This window comes from Gilliamella sp. Choc4-2, from assembly GCF_001690355.1.
In the GTDB taxonomy this organism is placed as follows: domain Bacteria; phylum Pseudomonadota; class Gammaproteobacteria; order Enterobacterales; family Orbaceae; genus Gilliamella; species Gilliamella apicola_A.
Genome location: NZ_LZHG01000001.1, coordinates 23,482 through 45,368 on the forward strand (window position 1 = coordinate 23,482; position 21,887 = coordinate 45,368).

Annotated in this window: 19 protein-coding genes and 1 tRNA gene; 4 read left to right on the forward strand and 16 right to left on the reverse strand. The window is 32.2% G+C overall.

The annotated features are described in order from the left end of the window. Positions 1–44: 44 nt before the first annotated feature. The 10 genes from A9G34_RS00120 to A9G34_RS00165 all read right to left on the reverse strand — a co-directional run bounded on the left by A9G34_RS00120 (position 45) and on the right by A9G34_RS00165 (position 12,576). Positions 45–527, reverse strand: a complete 483-nt coding sequence (locus A9G34_RS00120) for a hypothetical protein (RefSeq protein ID WP_065568520.1) — start codon at positions 525–527, stop codon at positions 45–47. Then, the gene (locus A9G34_RS00125) at positions 521–1,852 is read right to left on the reverse strand and encodes a phosphatase PAP2/dual specificity phosphatase family protein (RefSeq protein ID WP_065568521.1); all 1,332 of its coding nucleotides are present in this window, start codon (positions 1,850–1,852) and stop codon (positions 521–523) included. The genes A9G34_RS00120 and A9G34_RS00125 overlap by 7 nt, the downstream gene beginning before the upstream one ends. A 6-nt stretch (positions 1,853–1,858) precedes the next feature. After that, on the reverse strand, positions 1,859–3,616 hold the full coding sequence (locus A9G34_RS00130) for a bifunctional alpha/beta hydrolase/class I SAM-dependent methyltransferase (protein ID WP_065568522.1): 1,758 nt from the start codon (positions 3,614–3,616) through the stop codon (positions 1,859–1,861). Between the two features lie 9 nt (positions 3,617–3,625). Next, positions 3,626–4,237 (reverse strand): CDP-alcohol phosphatidyltransferase family protein, encoded by a 612-nt coding sequence (locus tag A9G34_RS00135; protein WP_065568523.1) that lies wholly within the window; start codon positions 4,235–4,237, stop codon positions 3,626–3,628. Between the two features lie 145 nt (positions 4,238–4,382). Next, positions 4,383–5,102 (reverse strand): epoxyqueuosine reductase QueH, encoded by a 720-nt coding sequence (locus A9G34_RS00140; RefSeq protein ID WP_065568539.1) that lies wholly within the window; start codon positions 5,100–5,102, stop codon positions 4,383–4,385. A 653-nt stretch (positions 5,103–5,755) separates the two neighbouring features. Further along, complete coding sequence (locus A9G34_RS00145; RefSeq protein WP_034945887.1) at positions 5,756–6,088, reverse strand: DMT family transporter; 333 nt, start codon at positions 6,086–6,088, stop codon at positions 5,756–5,758. A gap of 1,265 nt (positions 6,089–7,353) precedes the next feature. Then, positions 7,354–7,429: transfer RNA gene (locus A9G34_RS00150), tRNA-Lys, on the reverse strand. Between the two features lie 182 nt (positions 7,430–7,611). Next, positions 7,612–10,470, reverse strand: coding sequence for a valine--tRNA ligase (locus A9G34_RS00155; RefSeq protein WP_065568524.1), 2,859 nt, complete (start codon positions 10,468–10,470; stop codon positions 7,612–7,614). A gap of 151 nt (positions 10,471–10,621) precedes the next feature. Then, a complete protein-coding gene (locus A9G34_RS00160) occupies positions 10,622–11,077 on the reverse strand; it encodes a DNA polymerase III subunit chi (RefSeq protein ID WP_034945893.1) in 456 nt (151 codons plus the stop codon). Positions 11,078–11,091: 14 nt separating this feature from the next. After that, a complete protein-coding gene (locus tag A9G34_RS00165) occupies positions 11,092–12,576 on the reverse strand; it encodes a leucyl aminopeptidase (RefSeq protein WP_065568525.1) in 1,485 nt (494 codons plus the stop codon). 144 nt (positions 12,577–12,720) lie between these two features. Here A9G34_RS00165 and lptF point away from each other — a divergent pair, with 144 nt between their 5' ends. Both lptF and lptG read left to right on the forward strand, forming a co-directional pair. Further along, the gene (gene lptF, locus A9G34_RS00170; protein WP_065568526.1) at positions 12,721–13,824 is read left to right on the forward strand and encodes an LPS export ABC transporter permease LptF; all 1,104 of its coding nucleotides are present in this window, start codon (positions 12,721–12,723) and stop codon (positions 13,822–13,824) included. Between the two features lie 11 nt (positions 13,825–13,835). Further along, complete coding sequence (gene lptG, locus A9G34_RS00175; protein ID WP_034945902.1) at positions 13,836–14,900, forward strand: LPS export ABC transporter permease LptG; 1,065 nt, start codon at positions 13,836–13,838, stop codon at positions 14,898–14,900. A 148-nt stretch (positions 14,901–15,048) separates the two neighbouring features. Here lptG and msrB read toward each other — a convergent pair whose 3' ends face one another. From msrB to msrA, 3 genes are read right to left on the reverse strand one after another with little or no spacing between them, the layout of a single operon-like run. Further along, positions 15,049–15,492, reverse strand: a complete 444-nt coding sequence (msrB, locus tag A9G34_RS00180) for a peptide-methionine (R)-S-oxide reductase MsrB (RefSeq protein ID WP_034945905.1) — start codon at positions 15,490–15,492, stop codon at positions 15,049–15,051. A 54-nt stretch (positions 15,493–15,546) separates the two neighbouring features. Further along, positions 15,547–16,065, reverse strand: coding sequence for a cytochrome b (locus A9G34_RS00185; protein ID WP_065568527.1), 519 nt, complete (start codon positions 16,063–16,065; stop codon positions 15,547–15,549). Continuing rightward, positions 16,065–16,616, reverse strand: a complete 552-nt coding sequence (gene msrA, locus A9G34_RS00190; RefSeq protein WP_034945913.1) for a peptide-methionine (S)-S-oxide reductase MsrA — start codon at positions 16,614–16,616, stop codon at positions 16,065–16,067. Before msrA ends, A9G34_RS00185 begins: the two co-directional genes overlap by 1 nt. Before the next feature lie 166 nt (positions 16,617–16,782). Here msrA and A9G34_RS00195 point away from each other — a divergent pair, with 166 nt between their 5' ends. After that, a complete protein-coding gene (locus A9G34_RS00195) occupies positions 16,783–17,055 on the forward strand; it encodes a DksA/TraR family C4-type zinc finger protein (RefSeq protein ID WP_034945916.1) in 273 nt (90 codons plus the stop codon). 309 nt (positions 17,056–17,364) lie between these two features. Here A9G34_RS00195 and A9G34_RS00200 read toward each other — a convergent pair whose 3' ends face one another. Further along, positions 17,365–17,571 (reverse strand): hypothetical protein, encoded by a 207-nt coding sequence (locus A9G34_RS00200; RefSeq protein WP_034945920.1) that lies wholly within the window; start codon positions 17,569–17,571, stop codon positions 17,365–17,367. 426 nt (positions 17,572–17,997) lie between these two features. Here A9G34_RS00200 and A9G34_RS00205 point away from each other — a divergent pair, with 426 nt between their 5' ends. Continuing rightward, positions 17,998–18,645 (forward strand): DUF421 domain-containing protein, encoded by a 648-nt coding sequence (locus tag A9G34_RS00205; protein ID WP_065568528.1) that lies wholly within the window; start codon positions 17,998–18,000, stop codon positions 18,643–18,645. A gap of 182 nt (positions 18,646–18,827) precedes the next feature. On the opposite strand, the gene A9G34_RS00210 is transcribed toward A9G34_RS00205, so the two are convergent. Together A9G34_RS00210 and hcp are read right to left on the reverse strand one after the other, a co-directional pair. Then, positions 18,828–19,244: an Rrf2 family transcriptional regulator gene (locus A9G34_RS00210; RefSeq protein ID WP_034945926.1), complete on the reverse strand. Its 417-nt coding sequence runs from the start codon at positions 19,242–19,244 to the stop codon at positions 18,828–18,830. Positions 19,245–19,368: 124 nt separating this feature from the next. Further along, a complete protein-coding gene (gene hcp, locus A9G34_RS00215; RefSeq protein WP_065568529.1) occupies positions 19,369–21,039 on the reverse strand; it encodes a hydroxylamine reductase in 1,671 nt (556 codons plus the stop codon). Between the last annotated feature and the right edge of the window lie 848 nt (positions 21,040–21,887).

Genomic DNA, 21,887 nt, shown 5'->3' on the forward strand with positions numbered 1-21,887 from the left:
TATTATTTATTGTTTAATATAAAGCTATTTTATTATCAAGTTTATTAACAAACTTGAATAATACTACTAACCCATGCGTTTATTAACAATATGATTTGTATTACAAGCACAATAATTTGTTGCTTAAACAACCTTAATGTACCTTGTTGACGTGCAGTAATGGTTCTTGTTGGTAACTGGTCAGATTTAATTAAATGAAAAGTTACTAACGCATTATCTAATTCTATTAGTGTATTAGTTAGTTGTTCGTTACAGGTTACTAGATAATCAAACAACCGCTTGTCAAATTGGATACGCAAGAAGTAATAGAGGTTAATTAAACCAATAATAAAAGCCATAAAATAAAAAATAGTTAATGATAAAGGCCCATTAATTATCCCATTTGTTATTAAACCAAAGCATAAGGCTATAATGGTTAATAGTAGTGAAAATAGGCCAATTGGTAAGCTAATAGCCAATAAGCTACAAAATGTCACCAGTGATATTTGAGACACTGTTACTATTTTGCATTCATCATGATTTAACATGTCAATTCCCTTTTTACTATTTGTGAAAACCATTCAGATAATATTAACCGTTGCTTAGTGGTAATAACCGTATTACTCCGGCATGTTTTTACCTTAGCTATTGCCTCATCTATACTTGATACTCTTTTAGTCAACACTAACCAAGCAATAATAGCTGTAGCACTGCGTGAATACCCCAAAGCACAACAGACTAATAATTTACCCTGCTTATTAAACTTTTCAATAGTTTCGGCTATTTGTTGACATTTTTCAATATTGAGTGGTGTCATATCCAATACAGGGATCAGTTTATAATGGCTATTAAATTGGGTTATCGGTAATTCAGCACAAAGATCTACAATAAAAGTAAATTGATTTTCTAGCAATATTTTATTAGATGGTATGCGACCTAAATAAACATTATCAGCAATTAAATCCATTGGATTATTTTTAAATGTCCATACCCGTGAATTAATCCACATAATAATAAAATAAGGCAAATATAAAATAGTAACGACCAAATTAAAGTGCCCATTATCCTGTTTTTGAAAACCAACCACGCCAAATAATAAATAATTTAGAGATACTAGTAAAAATGCACCTGAAACCCATAATAACCATAATGCCCAAGAAGAAAAGTAGATAGCAGAACAAAACGAGAATAAAAACAGTAAAAAATAGATACTACCCCACACATATTGTTTAGGTAACTGATCAATTTTTATTGGCGATAAATGATTGTCTGGCCATAACCAGATACAAAAGCACCCCACCCAAAGCCCTGTCGGAATATCAAAAAAATGATGTTGCCAAGTGGTTAATACTGATAAGCCGATCAATAAGCACAAAATATTCAACATATAACGCCAAATTCCTCGAAAATAACTGGCGTAAAATTGCCACAAAATAACCAATAAGGTAATGTGAAGTGATGGTGCTTGATTAAAGGGTTTATCAAACCCCATTAAGATATCAAATAATATCCCCGATAATCCATCTAATGCCGGGCGCTCAAAAGAAAATTTGAGCGGGAAGATCAAAAAACAGGTTATACAAATAATCTGAGCAGATAAAAGACGAAAACAGAGGATTTTTAGTGTTTGATAAGAACAAGCCAGCAAAATTGCAAGCCCATACATAAGGTCTATCGACCAATAAGGTATGATGGACCAAGGCCATAAAGGGATTAAACGTTCCCATTCAAAAACAATACGACCTACATCGTTACGTGTAGAAGTAAACCAGTTAGCAAAATTATAGCTAATAAAAAAGAATATGGCCAAACTAATTAGCCATATTGATTTATAAGCAATCAACTTATTAAACCGCCATTTTACGCTAATCATTATTAATTATTTAATTCGTTGCGCAAGTGATACGGTAAAAATTCCCCATTTATCAATACGCATGGTTATTTTTTTAAAACCAGCCGATGCAACTAATTGATCTATTTCAAGTTGAGTACGTCTTCTCATAATCCATGGTTTTCCATCACGATGAGATGTTAGTATCCTTGCTATAAGCTCTAACTGTGGATGCCATGGCTGGTTGGTATAAATTAAATATCCTCCTTCAGGCACAGACTCAGCAAGCCCTGCTAGAGAATCACGTAACATCTGATTATCGCTAAACAGCTCATACAACCCAGAAACAACAGCTAATGTGGTGGTAGGTGACAATTGGGCTAATTGCTGTCGATTAAAAGCATCCCCTTTTTCAAAACGCACTATATCCGTTAAGCCTTTTTCTTCTATTAACGCTCTACCCTTTTGTACATTAATATCGCTGTAATCTCGTAATAATACAGAATTAGGCTTGTTAGAAATTTGATTAACTGTTTCTAAAATATAACGCCCGTGCCCTGCGGCTATATCAACAATATCCACAGAATAGTTCTGCGCATGTAACTTATCGATGGCTAATTTTAATAGTTCTTCAAGATGCACTTTACGCTGTCTAATTCCTCGCCAACCAATCGATTGAAGATAAATATAATCCAAAAAATGCCCAAGTTTTGATGTTCCTGATGGTTCATTACGATAAACGTAATCAAGTGTGCTTCCCGAATCAAATCCTGTATTAAATCCTAACTTGATTCCATCTGAGAGTTTACTAGCATATTTTAAATTAGCTTTAATAAATCGCCAGTATAAAGTCTTAATCAAACCTGATGGCGGCAATGTTAAATTGTCGACCTCTTGCCTTGTGTATCCTATCAAATCAGCATTAGTTAATAATGGAACACATGGTTGGTTAGCAAAACAACCAATAATAAATCGTCTTGCATAATCAAGTGCTAATTTACGGTCTTTTTCACCAAAAGTGTCATGATAAAATCCAGGTAATATATGAAATTCTTTTTGTTCTGTACCTAAATTATTGTAAAACAGTTTTTGTTGTTTACGCTTGACAACATAATCTGAACCTGAAACTAACAACTGTGTTGGTACAGTTATCGCATTTGCATCTTTAACAATACGATCCGACACTGCATATAAATCCAAAAGTAAGCGTACTGATATTGGTCGTGTTATTAACGGATCTTCTGTGAAAGATTGTACTCGATCAGCATCATGTGTCAACAAATTAGGTTTTACATAGCTATTAACAAAAAAGTTACCTTTCAAGTTATACAGTAATTTTAAACCTGGCACAGCTAATGGCACATACAATTTTATGTCAAAAGCTGGAGAGCCAAGTACTAAAGCACGAATATTTGGCACATAATCATGTACCCATGCTGAAGCGATAACCGCACCCACACTTTGGGCTATAACAGCAATATCTTCTGGATTTATATCATAGCCATCTATAATATGTTCAATAAAACAGTTTGCATCTTTAATTAAAGTTGCAAAATCAGGAGCATCACCTCGCTCACCTTCAGATTGACCGTTACCTCGGGCATCCCAAGCAAAGATATGATAATCGGGTAGATTTAATTCGTCAGCAAGATGTGCTACTCGCCCAGAGTGTTCATGACCACGATGAAAAAGAACAATTGCTCGCGAAGGTTTAGTATTGCTATCACTGTCAACTGCTGGCCAATAACGATAAAATAATTGGCAGCTATCATGGCTAATAAATGTTTTTTGTTGCTGTTGACGCATATTTTCTCCTTATGATTTTTGAGCGTCTAAAATCCCTTTTCGAATTCTATTAATAATGGTATAAATTAGCAAAATACTGATTATAGATAATAATATATTGATCCAATTTAAAGGTAATAAATAAGTTGCAATGGCTAGACTTATAGCCCCAAAAGCAAACGCTCGATCGCTTTTTCCCATTGGGCCGTCATACCGCCTTGAAACACCGACCATAATACCTAACACGCCACTATATTCTGTTAATAATGACAATAAAATCACCAAAATGACTAAATCATTATTCACGACATCTATTGTCGTAAAAATAAATAATAATGCACTATCTGACACAACATCACAAATTTCATTTAAATAAGCACCCAAATTTGTTTGTTGGTTATATTCTTTTGCTAATATGCCATCAATAGCATTGAGTGCCATACGAATAAACATCCATATTGGAACAAGGAAAAAAATCCATTGGTACGTAACTAATGCGCCAACAATTAAAGCAATCAAAATTGAACCAAAACAGGCGGTTAATGTTACCTGATTGGCGGTAATATTGGCCTTATAAAGAAAATTAGCATAAGGCCTAAGGATTGCTTGAAATTTTGGTTTTAATTGATAAATTGACAATATGCTAATACCCCCTCATTGCAAACACATAACTTATAGCTAATCTAATGAATTATAATAATATAAATTATAGATATAACTATTGAATAATTTTTGAGAATTGCGTGTTCATAAATAAACCTACCATGATTTTAATGTATCTTTATGCTTAAAGGTCTTTCTCTAATCCTTGTTTAGCAATAGCTATCACACTTTTCAAATCGACACCTTGTGCTTTGGCAGCAAAAATACAACCACAATAGCATTGTCGATATACATCGTATTCTTTACAAAGTTCAATTGAGCGTTTATAACCATTATTCTTTTTAAAATCAGAAGGTAAATAATTCACTGAAAAAATCTCTTGGATTTCAAATCCAAGTTCATTTATCTTTTGGCTATTTTTTTTAGGGCTAAGCGTTAATGCACTAGCAAAATAATCGAATCCCAACTCTTGAGCTTTAATGGCTGCTAAATCTAAACGCATTTTGTAACAGATATGGCAACGCTCGCCACCTTCGGGCTCATCACGCAAATGACCAACTTGTTTAATAAATTCTGCTGGCTGATAAGGCGCCTCTAAAAATTGCACATTATTGCCTGTTTTTTCGTTAAAGTCGGCGATAAATTTTTGCTGTACCACGCTACGATGCTCATATTCAACACGAGGATGAATATTTGAATTAGCAAAATAGATCGTAATATCGGCATATTGAGCTAAATATTCTAAAACATAAGTACTACACGGCGCACAGCAGCTATGAATCAATAATTTAGGACGAACTTCTTTCAATTGCCAATCGGCAATCACATCTTTTAACACAGAATCATAATTGATTTTATTATGAGAGTTTAGTTTTTCGAGAATATCTTTGGCATTAATTAACATGAGGACTAAATTTATAATTTTGGTGGTTAAAGTCTTTTTAAGTGGATATATAATATAGCGATATATGCAACCATTCAAGATAAGCATAAAAATTTTAATGCTTCAACGTTCACATCACTTAAAACATTTTATCATACAGAATTATTACTTTAATATTATCATTCTTATTAATGATGATGTGTTATTTGATAACTTTTAAAGTTTTCGATGAACCAAATATATTTATTTTTATACGGTTACTTACAAAAATGTTAACTATTTTATATGGAAAGCAATGATTATTTTAAGGCAAATTATTCTATAAAAAAGAAACTTAATAAATAGGATTTATAAAAAGTAAGTAAACTTATTTTTATAATTAATATAGTTTTTGTATATAGGTAGCATTGAAAATTATTTAAAACTCTTTTTGGTATTATTTAACATGAAAAGGTTGATATAACTAATTTTATTTTACTTCACTTTAATTTTTGATTCATTTTTTGGGGTTAGTTTGTTTATGTTACCACTCCGCTTAGAGAGTACTAAAAATGTCAACTAAACCATGCAAGTTGTCTATAAAATAAATGAACGAGTGTCGAATAATTACTTTTCTATTTTTAGAAATTTACATTATTGAACAGATTTACAGAGCACTCTCTCAATAAGTAATTTTAATGCCCTGAGACCTTAGAAAACAGATTTATTATAATAACACCAAACATAATGAATCCCATGCCAATCATTGCAGCTAAATCCAAACTTTGTTTTAAGAAAATCCAAGCTATTAAACTAATAAGAACGATACCAATTCCTGACCAAATTGCATAAGCGATACCTACTGGAATTGTTTTTAATGCTAAAGAAAGAATATAAAATGAAGCGCTATAGCCGATAATGGTTATAATCGAGAAAACAAGATTGGTAAAACCATTAGATAATTTCAATGAAGAAGTTGCGATAACTTCACAAATAATTGCAAAAAAAAGAAGCAAATATGAATTCATTTTTAATACCTATAATTACTTAAAATGCTAATATAAATAATATCCAAAATATTACAGCATTTTGCAAAATTTTTAATTATCTAAACAAAAATTTCAATCGCTAATGATTAAAAATATCATATGCAATAAGTTGGCTATTAGTAAATGAAAGATACTGAAATACTTTGAATTTTTGAAATCAATACTACCATAACAATTTATCATAAATTTAAATAGACAAAATGATGGTTCATAACATGCTTTTTTATTTATTAATCATAAAATAGAATTTCTTTTTTCTATTTTAAGCATATTTTTAATATCGATACACTTTCTATTTAATCTTATCATATTTTTCTACTAAATATGATATTACATTAGAAGAAAATTCATCGTTGTAATATGCTAATCACGATTAATATATTGATTATCATATTAATTCTATTTCTAAAAATAAAATCATTTTCGCCAAATCATAACGGTTAAATCAAAGTCAAAAAATAAATACAAATGTATTAATACAATATAAACAAATTAATAACAAATTCTATCTAAATAATTTTTAAAAGATTCCATTTGATTTATTAAGCCTAAAAATTGCTATAATTAATTTTTAATTAGCTAATTTTTTATATTGATGACGAAACTAAATATCGTATTTTCTCACCAATAACACGTTACTAATTACACGTAAAATGTGGCAATTAGTTAATAAAAAATAGAAATTGGGCTAGGATAAATGAATGTAGTGATATTTAGTTGTGCAGAGACAAATCTTCGACAAGCAAGAGGTTAGTGCAACCTCTTCCAAGTGTAACGTGGCACAATGTGAATCTTGTTAACCGTGTGGCAACGGTAATAAATGATGATACAAAATCAGAGAGAACTAAGTTGTTACTGTTAAATCATGGTGCAATTGAATTGATACATAAATTACGATTTAAAAATAATTGTGAATAAGTTTTTACACGTAAACCCAAAACGCATTAATGATATTGATCAACCAGATCTTAGCAATACCTATGAACTATAGGGTATTGAAGATTTTACATTCCATGATTTGAGCCACACTTGGTCAAGCTGGCACGTTCAAGTTAGTACACTATTATTTACGTTAAAAGTGCTTGCAGCGGAAATGTTGAAATGATAAAGAAATACACTCACTTGAATACTGATCATATGCTGGAGCTTGCCAAATAATGTCACATTCACGGCACAAAGTATAATTGACACTCATACACAGGACCACAAACAACCTAAATAGCGTTGTAAAAGCAGGCATTTAATGGTGGGTTGTGAGGGGATCGAACCCGCGACCAATTGATTAAGAGTCAACTGCTCTACCGACTGAGCTAACAACCCACAGAATTAATTCGGATCATTGTATATAAATCTATAATAAAATGCAAACTATCATTTGAATTAATTTTATCATTATAAAATTTTACTACCGATTTGTTTTTTATTTGAAGTGGAATTAACCACATGAATTAAAATAAAAATCTCTCAATAAGGTTATTATTGAGAGATTTTTTATAATCAAATTATAGATTTTTTATTGCAGTATACTGCTCTTGCAGTTTGGCTTTATCGTCAATATAACCTTGTTGTTTTTCTTTCTCTTTCGCTACTACTGCAGCCGGTGCTTTATCAACAAAGCTTGCGTTAGATAATTTGTTTTCAATACGAGAAATTTCGCTATTGATGCGTTCGATCTCTTTTTCTAAACGCACAAGTTCGTTTTCTTTATTGATTAATCCTGCCATGGGAATAAGTAATTCAGCACCATCCACCAATTTAGTGACAGACAGTGGTCCTGTTTCGCCATCATCAAGTAAAACAATTTCGGATAATCTTGCTAGTGATTCAATAAAGTTGATATTGTCACTGATAATTCGATGTACCGTTGGTAAGGCTTTTCGAATTAGTAGTTGCAATGGCTTACTTGGTGCAATATTCATTTCTGCACGAATATTTCGCACAGCAATTACCACATCTTTTATCCAATTAATATCAGCTACAGCTTCGTCATTTATATGTTGTTTATCAAAATTAGGCATTGGTTGTAACATAATGGTGTCAGCCGTTATGTGCATTAATCCTTTTACATTTTGCCAAATTTCTTCCGTAATAAATGGAATAATTGGATGAGCAAGGCGCAATAAAGCTTCTAGCACCGTCACTAAAGTATGACGAGCAGCACGTTGCTGTGATTGTTTGCCATTGGCTAAAACCGATTTGGTTAGCTCTAAATACCAGTCACAAAATTGGTTCCAAGTAAATTCATATAAAATATTTGCGGCTAAATCAAATCGATAGGTATCAAATGCTTCACGATAAGATTGAACGGTTTGATTAAATTCAGCTAAGATCCATTTATCTGCTAAAGAGTAATCAAAATCTCCCCCATTAAACCCACAATCATGCCCTTCTGTATTTATTAATACATAACGGCTAGCATTCCAAAGTTTGTTACAAAAGTTTCGATATCCTTCTAATCGTTTTAGATCCCAATTAATATCTCGTCCTGTTGATGCTAAGGCAGCTAACGTGAAACGCAATGCATCAGTACCATGAGCTTCAATACCATTAGGAAACTGCTTTTGAGTTCGTTTAGCAATTTTTTCAGCTAATTGAGGTTGCATCATATTGCCAGTACGTTTTTCTAATAATGTGTGCAATGAAATACCATCAATCATATCTAAAGGATCAATCACGTTACCTTTAGATTTTGACATTTTTTGTCCTTCTTCATCACGAATTAAGCCTGTAACATACACTGTTTTAAAAGGAACTTGTGGTTTACCTTGCTCATCTTTAATAAAATGCATGGTCATCATGATCATTCGGGCAACCCAGAAGAAAATGATATCAAAGCCGGTCACTAGTACATTCGTTGGATGGAACGTGGCTAATTCGTCAGTATTTTCCGGCCAACCTAACGTTGAGAATGTCCAAAGTGCAGATGAAAACCAAGTATCAAGTACATCTTCATCTTGCTCTAACTCAATATCGTTCGACAAATTATTTTCACGTCGTACCTCAGCTTCGTCACGACCAACATAAACATTACCTTGTTTATCATACCAAGCAGGAATACGATGCCCCCACCATAATTGACGTGAAATACACCAATCTTGAATATCATTCATCCAAGAAAAATACATGTTTTCATACTGTTTTGGTACAAATTGGATATCACCATTTTTTACAGCATCGATCGCAGGCTCTGCAAGTACTTTTGCACGTACATACCATTGATCTGTTAGCATAGGTTCGATCACAACACCACCACGATCACCATAAGGGACAGTTAAATCATGAGGTTCAATCTTTTCTAAAATACCAAGTGATTCACATGCAAAAACCACAGCTTTACGAGCAGCAAAACGTTCTAGGTTTTGAAATTGCTCTGGAATAGTGGGTTCATAAGCATCACTTGGTTCACCATTAGTATCAAACACTTCAGCTTGCTGACGAATATCACCATCAAAAGTAAATATGTTGATCATCGGTAATTGATGACGTCGCCCAACTTCGTAATCATTAAAATCGTGTGCAGGGGTGATTTTTACGCACCCTGTACCTTTGGTCATATCGGCATGTTCATCACCAACAATTGGAATCCGGCGATTCACAAATGGCAATATTACAAATTGACCAATCAGATCTTTATAGCGTGGATCTTCAGGATTAACCGCAACTCCAGTATCGCCAAATAAGGTTTCAGGACGAGTGGTTGCAACAACTAAATAATCTTTACCCTCGGCTGTTTTGACTCCATCAGCTAATGGATAACGCAAATGCCACATTGAGCCTTTAACTTCTCGGTTTTCAACCTCTAGATCTGAGATCGCCGTACGTAATTTAGGATCCCAATTAACTAAACGTTTGCCGCGATAGATGAGGTTTTCTTGATATAGTCGAACAAAAACTTCTTTTACTGCGTTTGATAAACCTTCATCCATTGTGAATCGTTCACGATCCCAATCGACCGAATCCCCTAAACGACGCATCTGTTTTGTGATGCTACCACCTGATTCAGCTTTCCATTGCCAAATCTTGTCAATAAAAGCATCTCGACCATAATCATGGCGAGTTTTGTTTTCTTCTGCGCCAATTTTACGCTCTACTACCATTTGCGTTGCAATACCCGCATGATCGGTTCCGGATTGCCAAAGGGTATTATGCCCCTGCATACGATGATAACGAATCAAGGCATCCATAATTGTTTGTTGGAAAGCATGCCCCATATGTAAACTACCAGTTACATTCGGCGGAGGAATAGCAATACAGTAACTTGGCTGAGATTTATCGCCATTGGGTTTGAAATAACCACTTTCTTCCCAATGTTTATAAATAGGTTGTTCAATTTCGTGTGGATTATAAGTCGTATTTTTCATAATTAATGCATAAATCCTGATTTAGGGCATAAAAATACTTCCTATTCTACAGTAAAATAGAAAAACAATAAATTGGCAGAACAATAAACTAGATACATTTGATCCCTTTTAAAAAAACTTTTATCTAAAATTTTATTGATAATTTTTAAACCTATCTACATAAAGTAGGAATAGTTTTAAGGTTAAAACCTGCGTCTTTATAAGACATATATCTAATTCTAGCTAGCAATTTCAATCGTTCATTAACGGGTACAAAATCTATTATGTCACGATAAACACCTGCAAATTCAGGAAATTGCTCTTGTAAATTAATTAATAATTGACGAGTACCACTACTACGCCTCGCCGGCCAACTAATTTCTATTGGGGAGCCTCCTTTCATGCCTTCACCAGCTAAATTATGTGGAACAAAATTTTCAGTATCTAATTGCCAAAGATATTCATCTATTCGTTCTGCTTGAGTTTGATCTTGACAAGCAACCAATACTCGCAATTTGTTTTGCCAAGCCTCAACAATTTTTTCACAAGCGAGTTTTTCATAAAATAACATGCCTAATTCACTCGCTTCCGTCTGGTTTTCTAATAGGTAGAAAATCACTTTTTTCATAGAATGTAAGCTCGCTAATTACTTTCAAGTAAATATTGAATCAACATTGCAACTGGGCGCCCAGTAGCCCCCTTTTTTGCTCCTGATTGCCAAGCTGTGCCTGCAATGTCTAAATGAGCCCACGGATATTTTTCTGTAAACCGTGATAGGAAACAAGCAGCGGTTATCGTACCACCATCACGGCCCCCTGCATTAACAATATCAGCACAACTTGATTTAATTTGTTCTTGAAAATCATTATCTATCGGTAACGCCCATGCTTTATCGCCCGCCTTATTCGATGATAAAATTAGCTGTGCAACTAATTTTTCATTGTTACCCATTACTCCAGTATAATGGTGACCAAGTGCAACAATGCAGGCTCCTGTTAACGTAGCTATATCAATCACAATTTTAGGATTGTAACGTTCAACATAAGTCAACACATCACATAAAACTAAACGACCTTCGGCATCAGTATTAATGACCTCAACGGTTATGCCAGACATTGTCGTTAAAATATCACCTGGTCTATAAGCATTACCATTTGGCATATTTTCGCACCCGGCCATAATTCCGACTACATTAATAGGTAACTCTAATTCGGCGACAGCTTTCATAACCCCATACACTGTTGCTGCACCACACATATCATACTTCATTTCATCCATGCTTGCAGAAGGCTTAATTGAGATTCCACCAGAATCAAAGGTTAATCCTTTGCCAACTAATACATAAGGTTGAGCATTTTTTTCTTTGGCACCTTTGTATTCAATAACTGTCATAATTGATTCATTCTGTGAACCACGTCCGACAGCTAAATAAGCATTCATATTGAGTTTAGTTAGCTCTTTTTCCCCTAAACAAGAAACTTTTAAAGAAGAGTGACGTTTTCCAAGTTGCTTACCTTGATCTGCCAAATATTGAGCATTGCAAATATTTGAAGGCATATTAGCTAAAGTTTTAGTCGATTCAACAGCGTTTGCAATAATTTGACCCTGCGCCAAATTATTACTTACAGTATCAACTAATTTTGGATCGTTATATAATAAAGCAATGTTATTTAAACTTAATCCAATTGTTTTATTTGATTTAAATTCATCAAAGCGATAAGTTATCTCGCTTACAATTTGTGGAAGTTGCTTAGCTACCTCATCACTTATTGATGAATTAATGGTTAAAAGATCCCAGGAAATAGTTTTAATTTTTTTGGCAATCACTTCATTAATAACCGTTTGTATCAATTTTTTAGATTTGCTTAAATCAAATTCCTTGAATTTACCACAACCTACAAATAATATCTTTTGCCTTAAATTATTCATGTATGGATATAGCAAAGTTGTTTGTCCTAATTCACCACTTATATCACCTGATTTGATTAATTGAGTTATCATTCCCTTAGTAAATTGATCTAAATCTTTTACAAAAGCTGATTGTTCTTTTTCTGAACTTATTGAAATAACTAAACATTCATTTTTTAGTTTGGTTATAATATCACTGTTTTTAATTAAAAATTTCATAAAACTTCTCTTGTAAAATATGGGATAAATACTGATATTCTATCGATTCATTATGGGATAGCAACAAAAAAGATAACTAAACCGATTAATTCAGTTTATAATAGTTCAATTTTATAAAACATTAATTTTGCAGATAGGTTAAATGTGATAATTCGACGATATTTAGTTAAAGAGACATTGAAAACTCAAGGTGCAATTCTTTTCATCTTACTATTAATTTTCTTTTCTCAAAAGCTAATTAAAATTCTATCGAGCGCCATTGAAGGGAATATACCTCGTGATTTAATTATGCCATTGCTCGTCTTGGGTATTTCTAATATAGCAGATCTTATTTTACCGCTAAGTCTTTTTTTAAGTGTATTAGTTACTTTTGGGCGACTTTACTCTGATAGTGAAATGGTTGCCATGCATGCATGTGGAGTGAAAAAAAATATCGCCTATCAAGTTGTTTTTTTACTTTGCATTTTTACTTGTATATTAACAATGATAAATACACTTTGGTTTGGACCATGGTCTAACGTCAAACAAGGGCAATTAATTGAAAATGCAAAAATTAATCCAAGTTTAACAGGTTTATTAGAAGGACAGTTTCAACAAACACCTGACGGTAATTCCGTAATCTATATAGGAAATGTTAATAATAACAATCTTGAAAAGATTTTCATTGTACAAACTAATCCTAAAAATAATTTAAGACCATCAATAATTGTAGCGAATAAAGGTAAAACAGGAAGTGATAAAGACGGTAACCAAACAATCACATTAGAAAATGCTAATCGTTACGAAGGTACTACACAATTAAAAGATTTTCGGATATCAAACTTCCATAATTATTTAGGCATAATAAAACCCAAAGAATTAGAGAATTATGACGATGAAGAAAAATTAGATGCCCAGCAACTTGGACTATTTGACTTATACAATATCCGATCATCAAAAACTAAAGCAGAATTTTATTGGCGATTAACGCTGATGATTTCAGTACCTTTAATGGCTTTTCTTGTAATTCCTTTAAGTGTTTCAAATCCGAGACAAGGAAGGCTTACCCAAATACTCCCTGCTTTACTACTTTATTTGATCTATTTTTTACTATCGAGTTCAATAAAAGGAAGTGCAGGAAAAGGACATATAAATCCAGAACCTTGGTTTTATATCATTAATACAGTATATTTTATTATTGCGTTATTTTTAAATTGCTGGGATAACTTGTTTATACGTAAACTTCGTCTTAAATATTTAGCATCATAAAGGGGAAAATTGTGTTTTCGATTTTAGATCGCTATATTGGTAAAACAATATTAAGTACCATTGGGTTATCACTTTTTTTACTAATTAGCTTATCAGGAATCATTCGTTTTATTGATCAGCTTCGAAAAATAAAGGGCGACTATGATGCATTTGCTGTAGGAATTTATACCACCTTAATGGCGCCCAAAGATTTAGAAACATTTTTCCCTATGGCTGGATTATTAGGTGCATTAATTGGATTAGGTTTACTGGCATCTCGCAGTGAACTTATTGTTATGGAAACATCTGGATTCAGTCGATTTAAAATTGCTAAAGCAGTGATGAAAACAGCTATTCCATTGGTTGTGATTACCATGGCAATTGGTGAATGGGTTGCCCCTGTAACGGAACAAGCTGCTCGAAATATGCGCTCTGAAAAACTTTATGGTAATTCATTAATGGCAGAGAAAGGAAGTTTGTGGGCAAGAGATGGAAATAACTACATCTATATAGGCCGCATCAATAATGATAATTCTATATCACATATTTTTATTTACACAGTCGAAAATAACAAATTACTTTCAATCACACATGCTGATTATGGCGTATATTCTAATAATGAATGGACGTTGGCTCAGGTTGAAAAAAATGATCTAACAAACCCAAAACAAATAACTGGTACCAATTTAGTACTTATGAAGTGGCGTACCAATATCACACCAGATAAATTAAGCATAGTTGCATTTGATCCTGATTCACTTTCTGCTAGTGGTCTTTATCAATACTCCAAATATTTACATAATTCAGGGCAAGATACAAAATATTACGATTTACTTTTCTGGAAAAAAATAATTAAACCAATATCTGTAGCAGTAATGATGCTACTAGCATTATCTTTTATATTTGGACCTCTGCGCAGCGTATCTATGGGTGTTAGAGTCATTACCGGTATAAGTTTTGGTTTTCTATTCTATATTACAGACAATCTCCTTGCACAAATAAGTATTGTAATTGGACTTTATCCATTAATTGGCTCATTATTAACTAGCATTGTATTTTTAATGATTTGTTATGTTTTATTTAAAAAAAAGAATTAACTCGTACGAATTGTTAAATACTGCAAGTTAGGTATGAAAAACCCCAAAATTCATTTTTATTTTATAAATGAACAAATAAACATAAATAATTGAAGACCTTTTTTCTAAGCCCTATTATTCATACTAAATAATAGGGTGTTTTAATTAGCTAAGCTTTCTTAAAAAGTTTTAAATATTGCCCATATCCTTCTGCTTTAAGATCATCTTTAGGTATAAAGCGTAACGCTGCTGAGTTTATACAGTAGCGTAATCCACCTAATGTTTTTGGTCCATCATGAAAAACATGACCAAGATGGGAATCAGAAGTTACTGAGCGAACTTCAATACGATGCATTCCATAGCTATTATCTTTTTTTTCAACAATAGAGTGTTTACCAATAGGTTTAGCGAAACTAGGCCAACCACACCCTGAATCAAATTTATCTAATGAAGTAAACAATGGTTCACCAGAAACGATATCAACATAAAGCCCTTCTTGATAATTGTCGTTGAACTCATTATCAAATGGTGGTTCAGTTCCATTATGCTGCGTTACATGATATTGCATAGGCGTTAACGTTGAAAGTACTTTTTCTTTCATTAATTTATTCATAATCAGTAAAACCCTTTAAATTATTAAGATAATTAAAACGGCAAAATATCAAGTTTATAACATTGATTGTAGAACTTTATCTTTAAGAAAAAAGTAGTGATACATTGCCCCTATAACATGCAAAAGCAATAAAATCATAAAAATAAAAGAGGTTAAAATATGAGTATTGTAAAAAAATGTATAAAACTTATTAGGCATACCAATTGCAGGAATTGAAATAACACCAAATACATTAAAGTCACGGCTACTCATCAAATATCCTGAAATAGGGACAATTAAAAGAAAAATGTAAATAAATCCTTGGACTGATTTTGACAATATTTTTAGTAATCTATTATCATTAGATAATAGATTCGGAGAACTTTCGAATTTTACGACAAGTATTCGCCATACGGTTAATACCACGATAACTATCCCAAAAGATTTATGTAGTAAATAAATATTAGGCATTCCCCCCAAATAATATGACATGCTTCCTTTAAATGCTATCAGTAAAAAAGTCATTAAAACACATATCGCTGATAACCAATGAATCCATTTTTGTTTTACAGAATATTGTGGATAATTTTGCATTATTTATTTACCTTAGATGAATTTTTGTCCTGCCAGTGCGTCGATATAAAATGAGCTCGGCCTGATAATTGATAATAACGATTATAGTGTTCAGGTTGCTTTTTATAATAGTCTTGATGATAATCTTCTGCTGAGTAAAATTCAACAGCGGGCTCAATATCCACTGTTATTGGATTAGCAAATCGATTACTTGCTTCAAGTGCACGCAAAGATATTAATGCTTGTTGGTGTTGAGATTTATTATGATAAAAAATAGCCGGACGATAAGAATCGCCACGATCGGCAAATTGTCCTCTTTTATCTGTAGGATCTATCTGTTGCCAAAAAACATCAAGTAATTTTTGATAACTTATTTTAGATGGATCAAAAGTTATTTGAATAGCTTCAGTATGCCCTGTATTTCCCTGACAAACTTGTTGATAAGTAGGATTAGCAACATGTCCTCCAGTGTACCCCGAAATAACACGAATAACACCATCATACTGATCAAATGGTTTAACCATACACCAAAAACAACCACCAGCAAATGTTGCTTGTTCATATTGTTGCATAACTATCTCCGCTAAATAATACAAAATAGATATGTTGATTACATCGATATATTATCATTCAACTTACATTAACATTCATACAAATTAATAATAGCCAAACCATGGCTTGAAAAAGATTTAAAAAACCATATCTAAAAAGCTACGTTACTATCATAGGGGTTACATTATGGCTAATGGCTGGGCATCAGATGATGCCGTAAATCAACAAATAGAAGGTACAATTTCTGACGCTATCGAAAATGCTAGACGCCAATTAAAACAAGGTGTTAATAGTGCTAATTTTTGTATTGAATGTGGTGAAATCATCCCTGAAGCAAGAAGGCATGTATTGCCTGGTGTCCAGTTTTGCTTCACCTGTCAACAAGAAATTGATAAGCAAATAGCAAAGGCAGCAGTCTTATATAATCGTCGGGGCAGTAAAGACAGCCAGCTTAGGTAACAACACCATATATTTGCTAAATTAATTACTCTTCCATAATTTACAAAATTGTATCAATAATTTACAAAATTGTATCAATTTATAGAATTAAAACTCTAATTTCATTAATAACTAACATATTAAAAATTAGCAGTCTTACCGTTTTAACTTTAACTTTATTATATGTAATTTAACTTTCAGTAACTAAAGCGTTACTCAACCTGATTACAAACTAAATATTCCAGTTCAAAATAAAAGTAACGCTCCGTTTTATTTTTTACAAAATAATCAAAATGCAAGTATATCTATTATCCACTGAAAAAATTAAGATTATTTTTTATCTGGATGAGGGTCTTTAGCTGAATCACCTTGTCCTGTAACAATATACCAACCATTCTTAATATGTGGTTTTTTATTATGATCTGGGCAAGGTGGTAAGGATTTTTTACTTTGATTTGAATAAATATAACCACAATCTGCACATTTATAAGTACCCGCTGAAACATCACTACCGTACGAAGCAAATTTTTGTACCATTATAAGCTCCTCCAATAATTTTATATTAGCGATAAGCACCTTACTTATCATTAATATATATAAACTGTGATTAAACAAAAATCAAGATTAGATTTCGTTAATTTACACTTTATAAAAAAGCAGTGAATAAAAGTTGATGATTATTAACTATGCATGGTTTATACAGACTATATTAAATAGCTATATACAAATAAGACTTATATTGTCGATTTTCCAATCTAGATATATAGCGTATAATACAGTTTCCAATTTTCGAAATATTAATATCTTTTATTAATAAAGTTATAATAAATCAATGATTCACGCTAAACTAAAACTCATACATATTGTTAACAAAAGTTACTAAATATTCTGAAGTTAATGCTTCAACTTACTACTACAGTAACAGCATGCAGATAAATAAAAATATTAACTAGGAGGTAGTGAATGTATTTATTAGAAATGGCACCAAAATTTTTATTAGCATTAGTTATCTTACTTATTTATGTGAAATTATCAGGCAAAAGCCAAATAGCACCTATGTCTCAGTTAGATCAAGTTGGTAGTATGGTAATTGGTGCTTTGGTTGGGGGAGCATTGTTAAGCCCAACCGTCTCTGCATGGGAAGCAGCTGCTCTTGTAGCAATTTGGGCCGGTTTATTGGTTATAATCAGATTCATCAAATCCAAAAATTCTCGTTTAAGAGATGCAATTGATGGTGCGCCTATTCAGCTGGTCAAAAATGGAAAATTAATAACCGATAATTTTATCAAAGCCAATTTACCTGTACGAGACTTTGAAACTTTAGTTAATATACAAGGTATTTCATCATTCGAACAATTAAAGCAAGTTTGGTATGAATTAAATGGATCATTAACAATTATCAAGAAAGGTGAGAAAGATATTGCGGTTCTAATTATTGAAAATGGAGGAATAAGCCATGATAACCTCAATCAGATCCAAAAAGATGAAGATTGGGTTAAACAAGAAATTCATAAACAAGGATATGAAAAGATAGAGGATATTTTCTGCGCGGAATGGTTTGATAATAAATTATTTATTTATCCTTATGATAAAGCCCAGCAAAAAAATTAATAACCGATTAATATAACTTTATAAGTATAAACTTATATTGCTAATTGTTCATATATTTTTATTTGATCGTTTTATTTAATTAGATTGTCTAATGCGTGTGCTTAATCACTTTTAACCTAACCTGGCAGTTACTAATAAAACTGTTCAGGAATAGGTTATTATCTAGTTAAAACCAAATAAAATTATGATAGGCTAATTAATTTTGTCTTGTCGTTAATTAAATCATCAATTGTATATTGTTCTAATTCTTTTAAAAATGCCTCTTTTGCATCCCATAAATATCTTTTTAAAAGACAAACTGGGCTAATATTACATGCTGAAACGCTACAATCAAGTAGTTCTAGCGGTTCAATCTGCCTAATAACTTTACCTACATTAATTTGACTCCCATGCATTTTTAATTTTATACCGCCATACTTTCCTTGTTTTGTTTCAATATAACCTAACTTACCTAGTTTATAGACAACTTTAACCAAATGATTTTTAGATATATTATAATATTTACTTACCTCAGTAATATTTGTCATTTCACCTTCAGTTAAAGCTGACAAATAAATAAGTACACGTATGCTATAATCAGTAAAATTTGATAATTGCACTAAATCTCCTATATTATACAATCTATTAATATTCTTATTTGACCTATTCTAGTTTAGAATAATCTGTTCCCATAAACACTATTATCTGCATCGAAAAGCAGATAATAGCATAAATCCATTTATTTTAAGCCGCATTAAAAGTTAATATTTGATTTAAATCACTGGTTGAATCTGCCGTAATACGTAAATCAAACTTATTTTGCAATATGCTCAATAAGTTATCTGTTAAAAATTCGGGAATTGAAGGCCCTACATAAATTCCTTTAATACCCAATGATAGTAAAGTGAGCAAAATGACAATTGCTTTCTGCTCAAACCATGATAGAACCAATGTTAATGGAAGTTCATTAACGCTACACTCAAAAGCTTCAACCAATGCAAGCGCTAATTGAATTGCCGAATAAGCATCATTACATTGCCCAATATCAAGTAAACGAGGAATGCCATTAATATCACCAAAATTTTGCATATTAAAGCGATATTTACCACAACCTAAAGTTAAAATAACACTATCTTTAGGTACTTGGTTTGCCATTTCGGTATAATAATGACGTTCACTTTTGCTACCATCACATCCCCCAATTAAAAAGAAATGCTTAATATTTCCAGCTTTTACTTGTTCAACAACTGTAGGCGCAACATTCATTAATGTATTTCTTGCAAAACCAACAGTTATATAATGTTCAATTTCAGTATAATTGAAACCTGATTGATTAAGTGCACAATCAATAACAGGACTAAAATCATCAGTCTGAATATGAGCAACCCCAGGCCAACCAACCATATTACGAGTAAAAATGCGATCCGCATATCCGTTTGTAAAAGGGTTTATAATACAATTTGACGTCATAACAATTGCCCCGGGAAAATTAGCAAATTCAACTTGCTGATTTTGCCAAGCGCTACCATAATTTCCGACTAAATGAGTATATTTTTTTAATTCTGGGTAAGCATGAGCGGGTAACATTTCTCCATGAGTATAAACATTAATGCCCTTTCCTTGCGTTTGTTCTAAAATCAAACGTAAATCATGAAAATCATGTCCAGAAACTAAAATACATTTGCCTGCAATTGGCTTAGTATTTACTTTAGTTGGGACAGGATGACCAAATTCAGTTGTTTCTCCCATATCAAGCATCGACATAACTTTATAATTTAATTGCCCAATCTGCATTGAAAGTTCAAAAAGCTTATCTACATCAGTTGGATTATCGCCAAGAATGTTCATGATATGATGATATTCTGAATAAACTTCATCATTAAATTGACCTAATACCGCAGCGTGTTCCATATAAGCTGCCGCGCCTTTCAAGCCATATAAAGCTAATAAACGAAGCCCTATTACATCATCACCAACTTGTTCTTGCTCTCGATTCAACTTGACTTGGCTAGCAAACGCTAATAGATCCTCTTTTGCATCTGGATAATTAAGCTTAGCTGCATAACTTAATGCTGGTAAAATATCATTTACTTTAAGCGCAGCACTTTTAGCGCAATGTGCTAACTTTTGACAATGTATATTAGCTTGCTCAAGATATTCTAGCATCCGCTGCGCATCAAAATTGACATTAGTTAATGTCGCAAAAAAAGTTTGAAACGACCACCTATCAATCTCTCTATCCACAATGTTATACCTACGACAAAGCGTGGCCCAATACGAAATCTTTTGTAAACTAGCTACTAAAACATCTTGCAAATCAGAAACTTCTGCTGTTTTACCACACATACCTTTTGCATAATTACAGCCTTTATTATTTGATTTTATTATTGTTTGCTCACACTGAATACAGAACATAATATCTCCTCTTTTTCCATTCTTGTAAACATATAAATAAAATACATGTTTAAATAAAAAAAGAAAAGCAGATTAAGCTTTATTGATTTAAAAACAATCATAGAAAATTAGGATTAAATTATTTAATGCCCTATAAAGTTCTTCAAAATTATAAATAATTAACTATTCTTCGATAACCAGCCCTGGCTCCTAGTTGTTAATAAGTAGGGTTAAATCATTTGGTATAGCCACTTTGATATGGACTATAAAGGATGATATAGTAACCATAACATAAATTTTTTCCTAGCTAGTGAAAGTTTTTCTATAAATTTGGTTTATTACCTATCCGTATTTTGGGTAAATAACCATGATATTGAGCCAGATTATCCTACTAACGGACAACTGACTACAATATCAAGCCTAGTGCCACACTATTAAAGTCACCTATCACTTGAATGCTTTTTTACAATTTACCTTGAGATTGCCTTTTAAGTCTCAATTCTTAGGGTAAATACATTATGGTTACACTAATAGCTAAGTTTTCATATATAGTAAAAACAATTAGAAAAGACCTAGAGTAAATGCTTGTCAGTAAAAGGACTGAACTCCAAAACAACAACCTAAATTTAGTAATTTAAGTTAAACATATTATGCACAGCAGCTAAATTTGAATCATACATTCAGCATAAACAGCAAAGCTCTTAGACTGAAATGCCTGCAAAAGAATCTTTTAAAATAAATACGATTGGTGCTCTGTCATTTTTTATTATGTAAACTCTATGTGGGTTAATGGAGAAAATTTTTGACTTTGAAAATGTACTATTTAGGAGATAGTTACATTTGCATATAGCTTAATTGACCATGTTTTA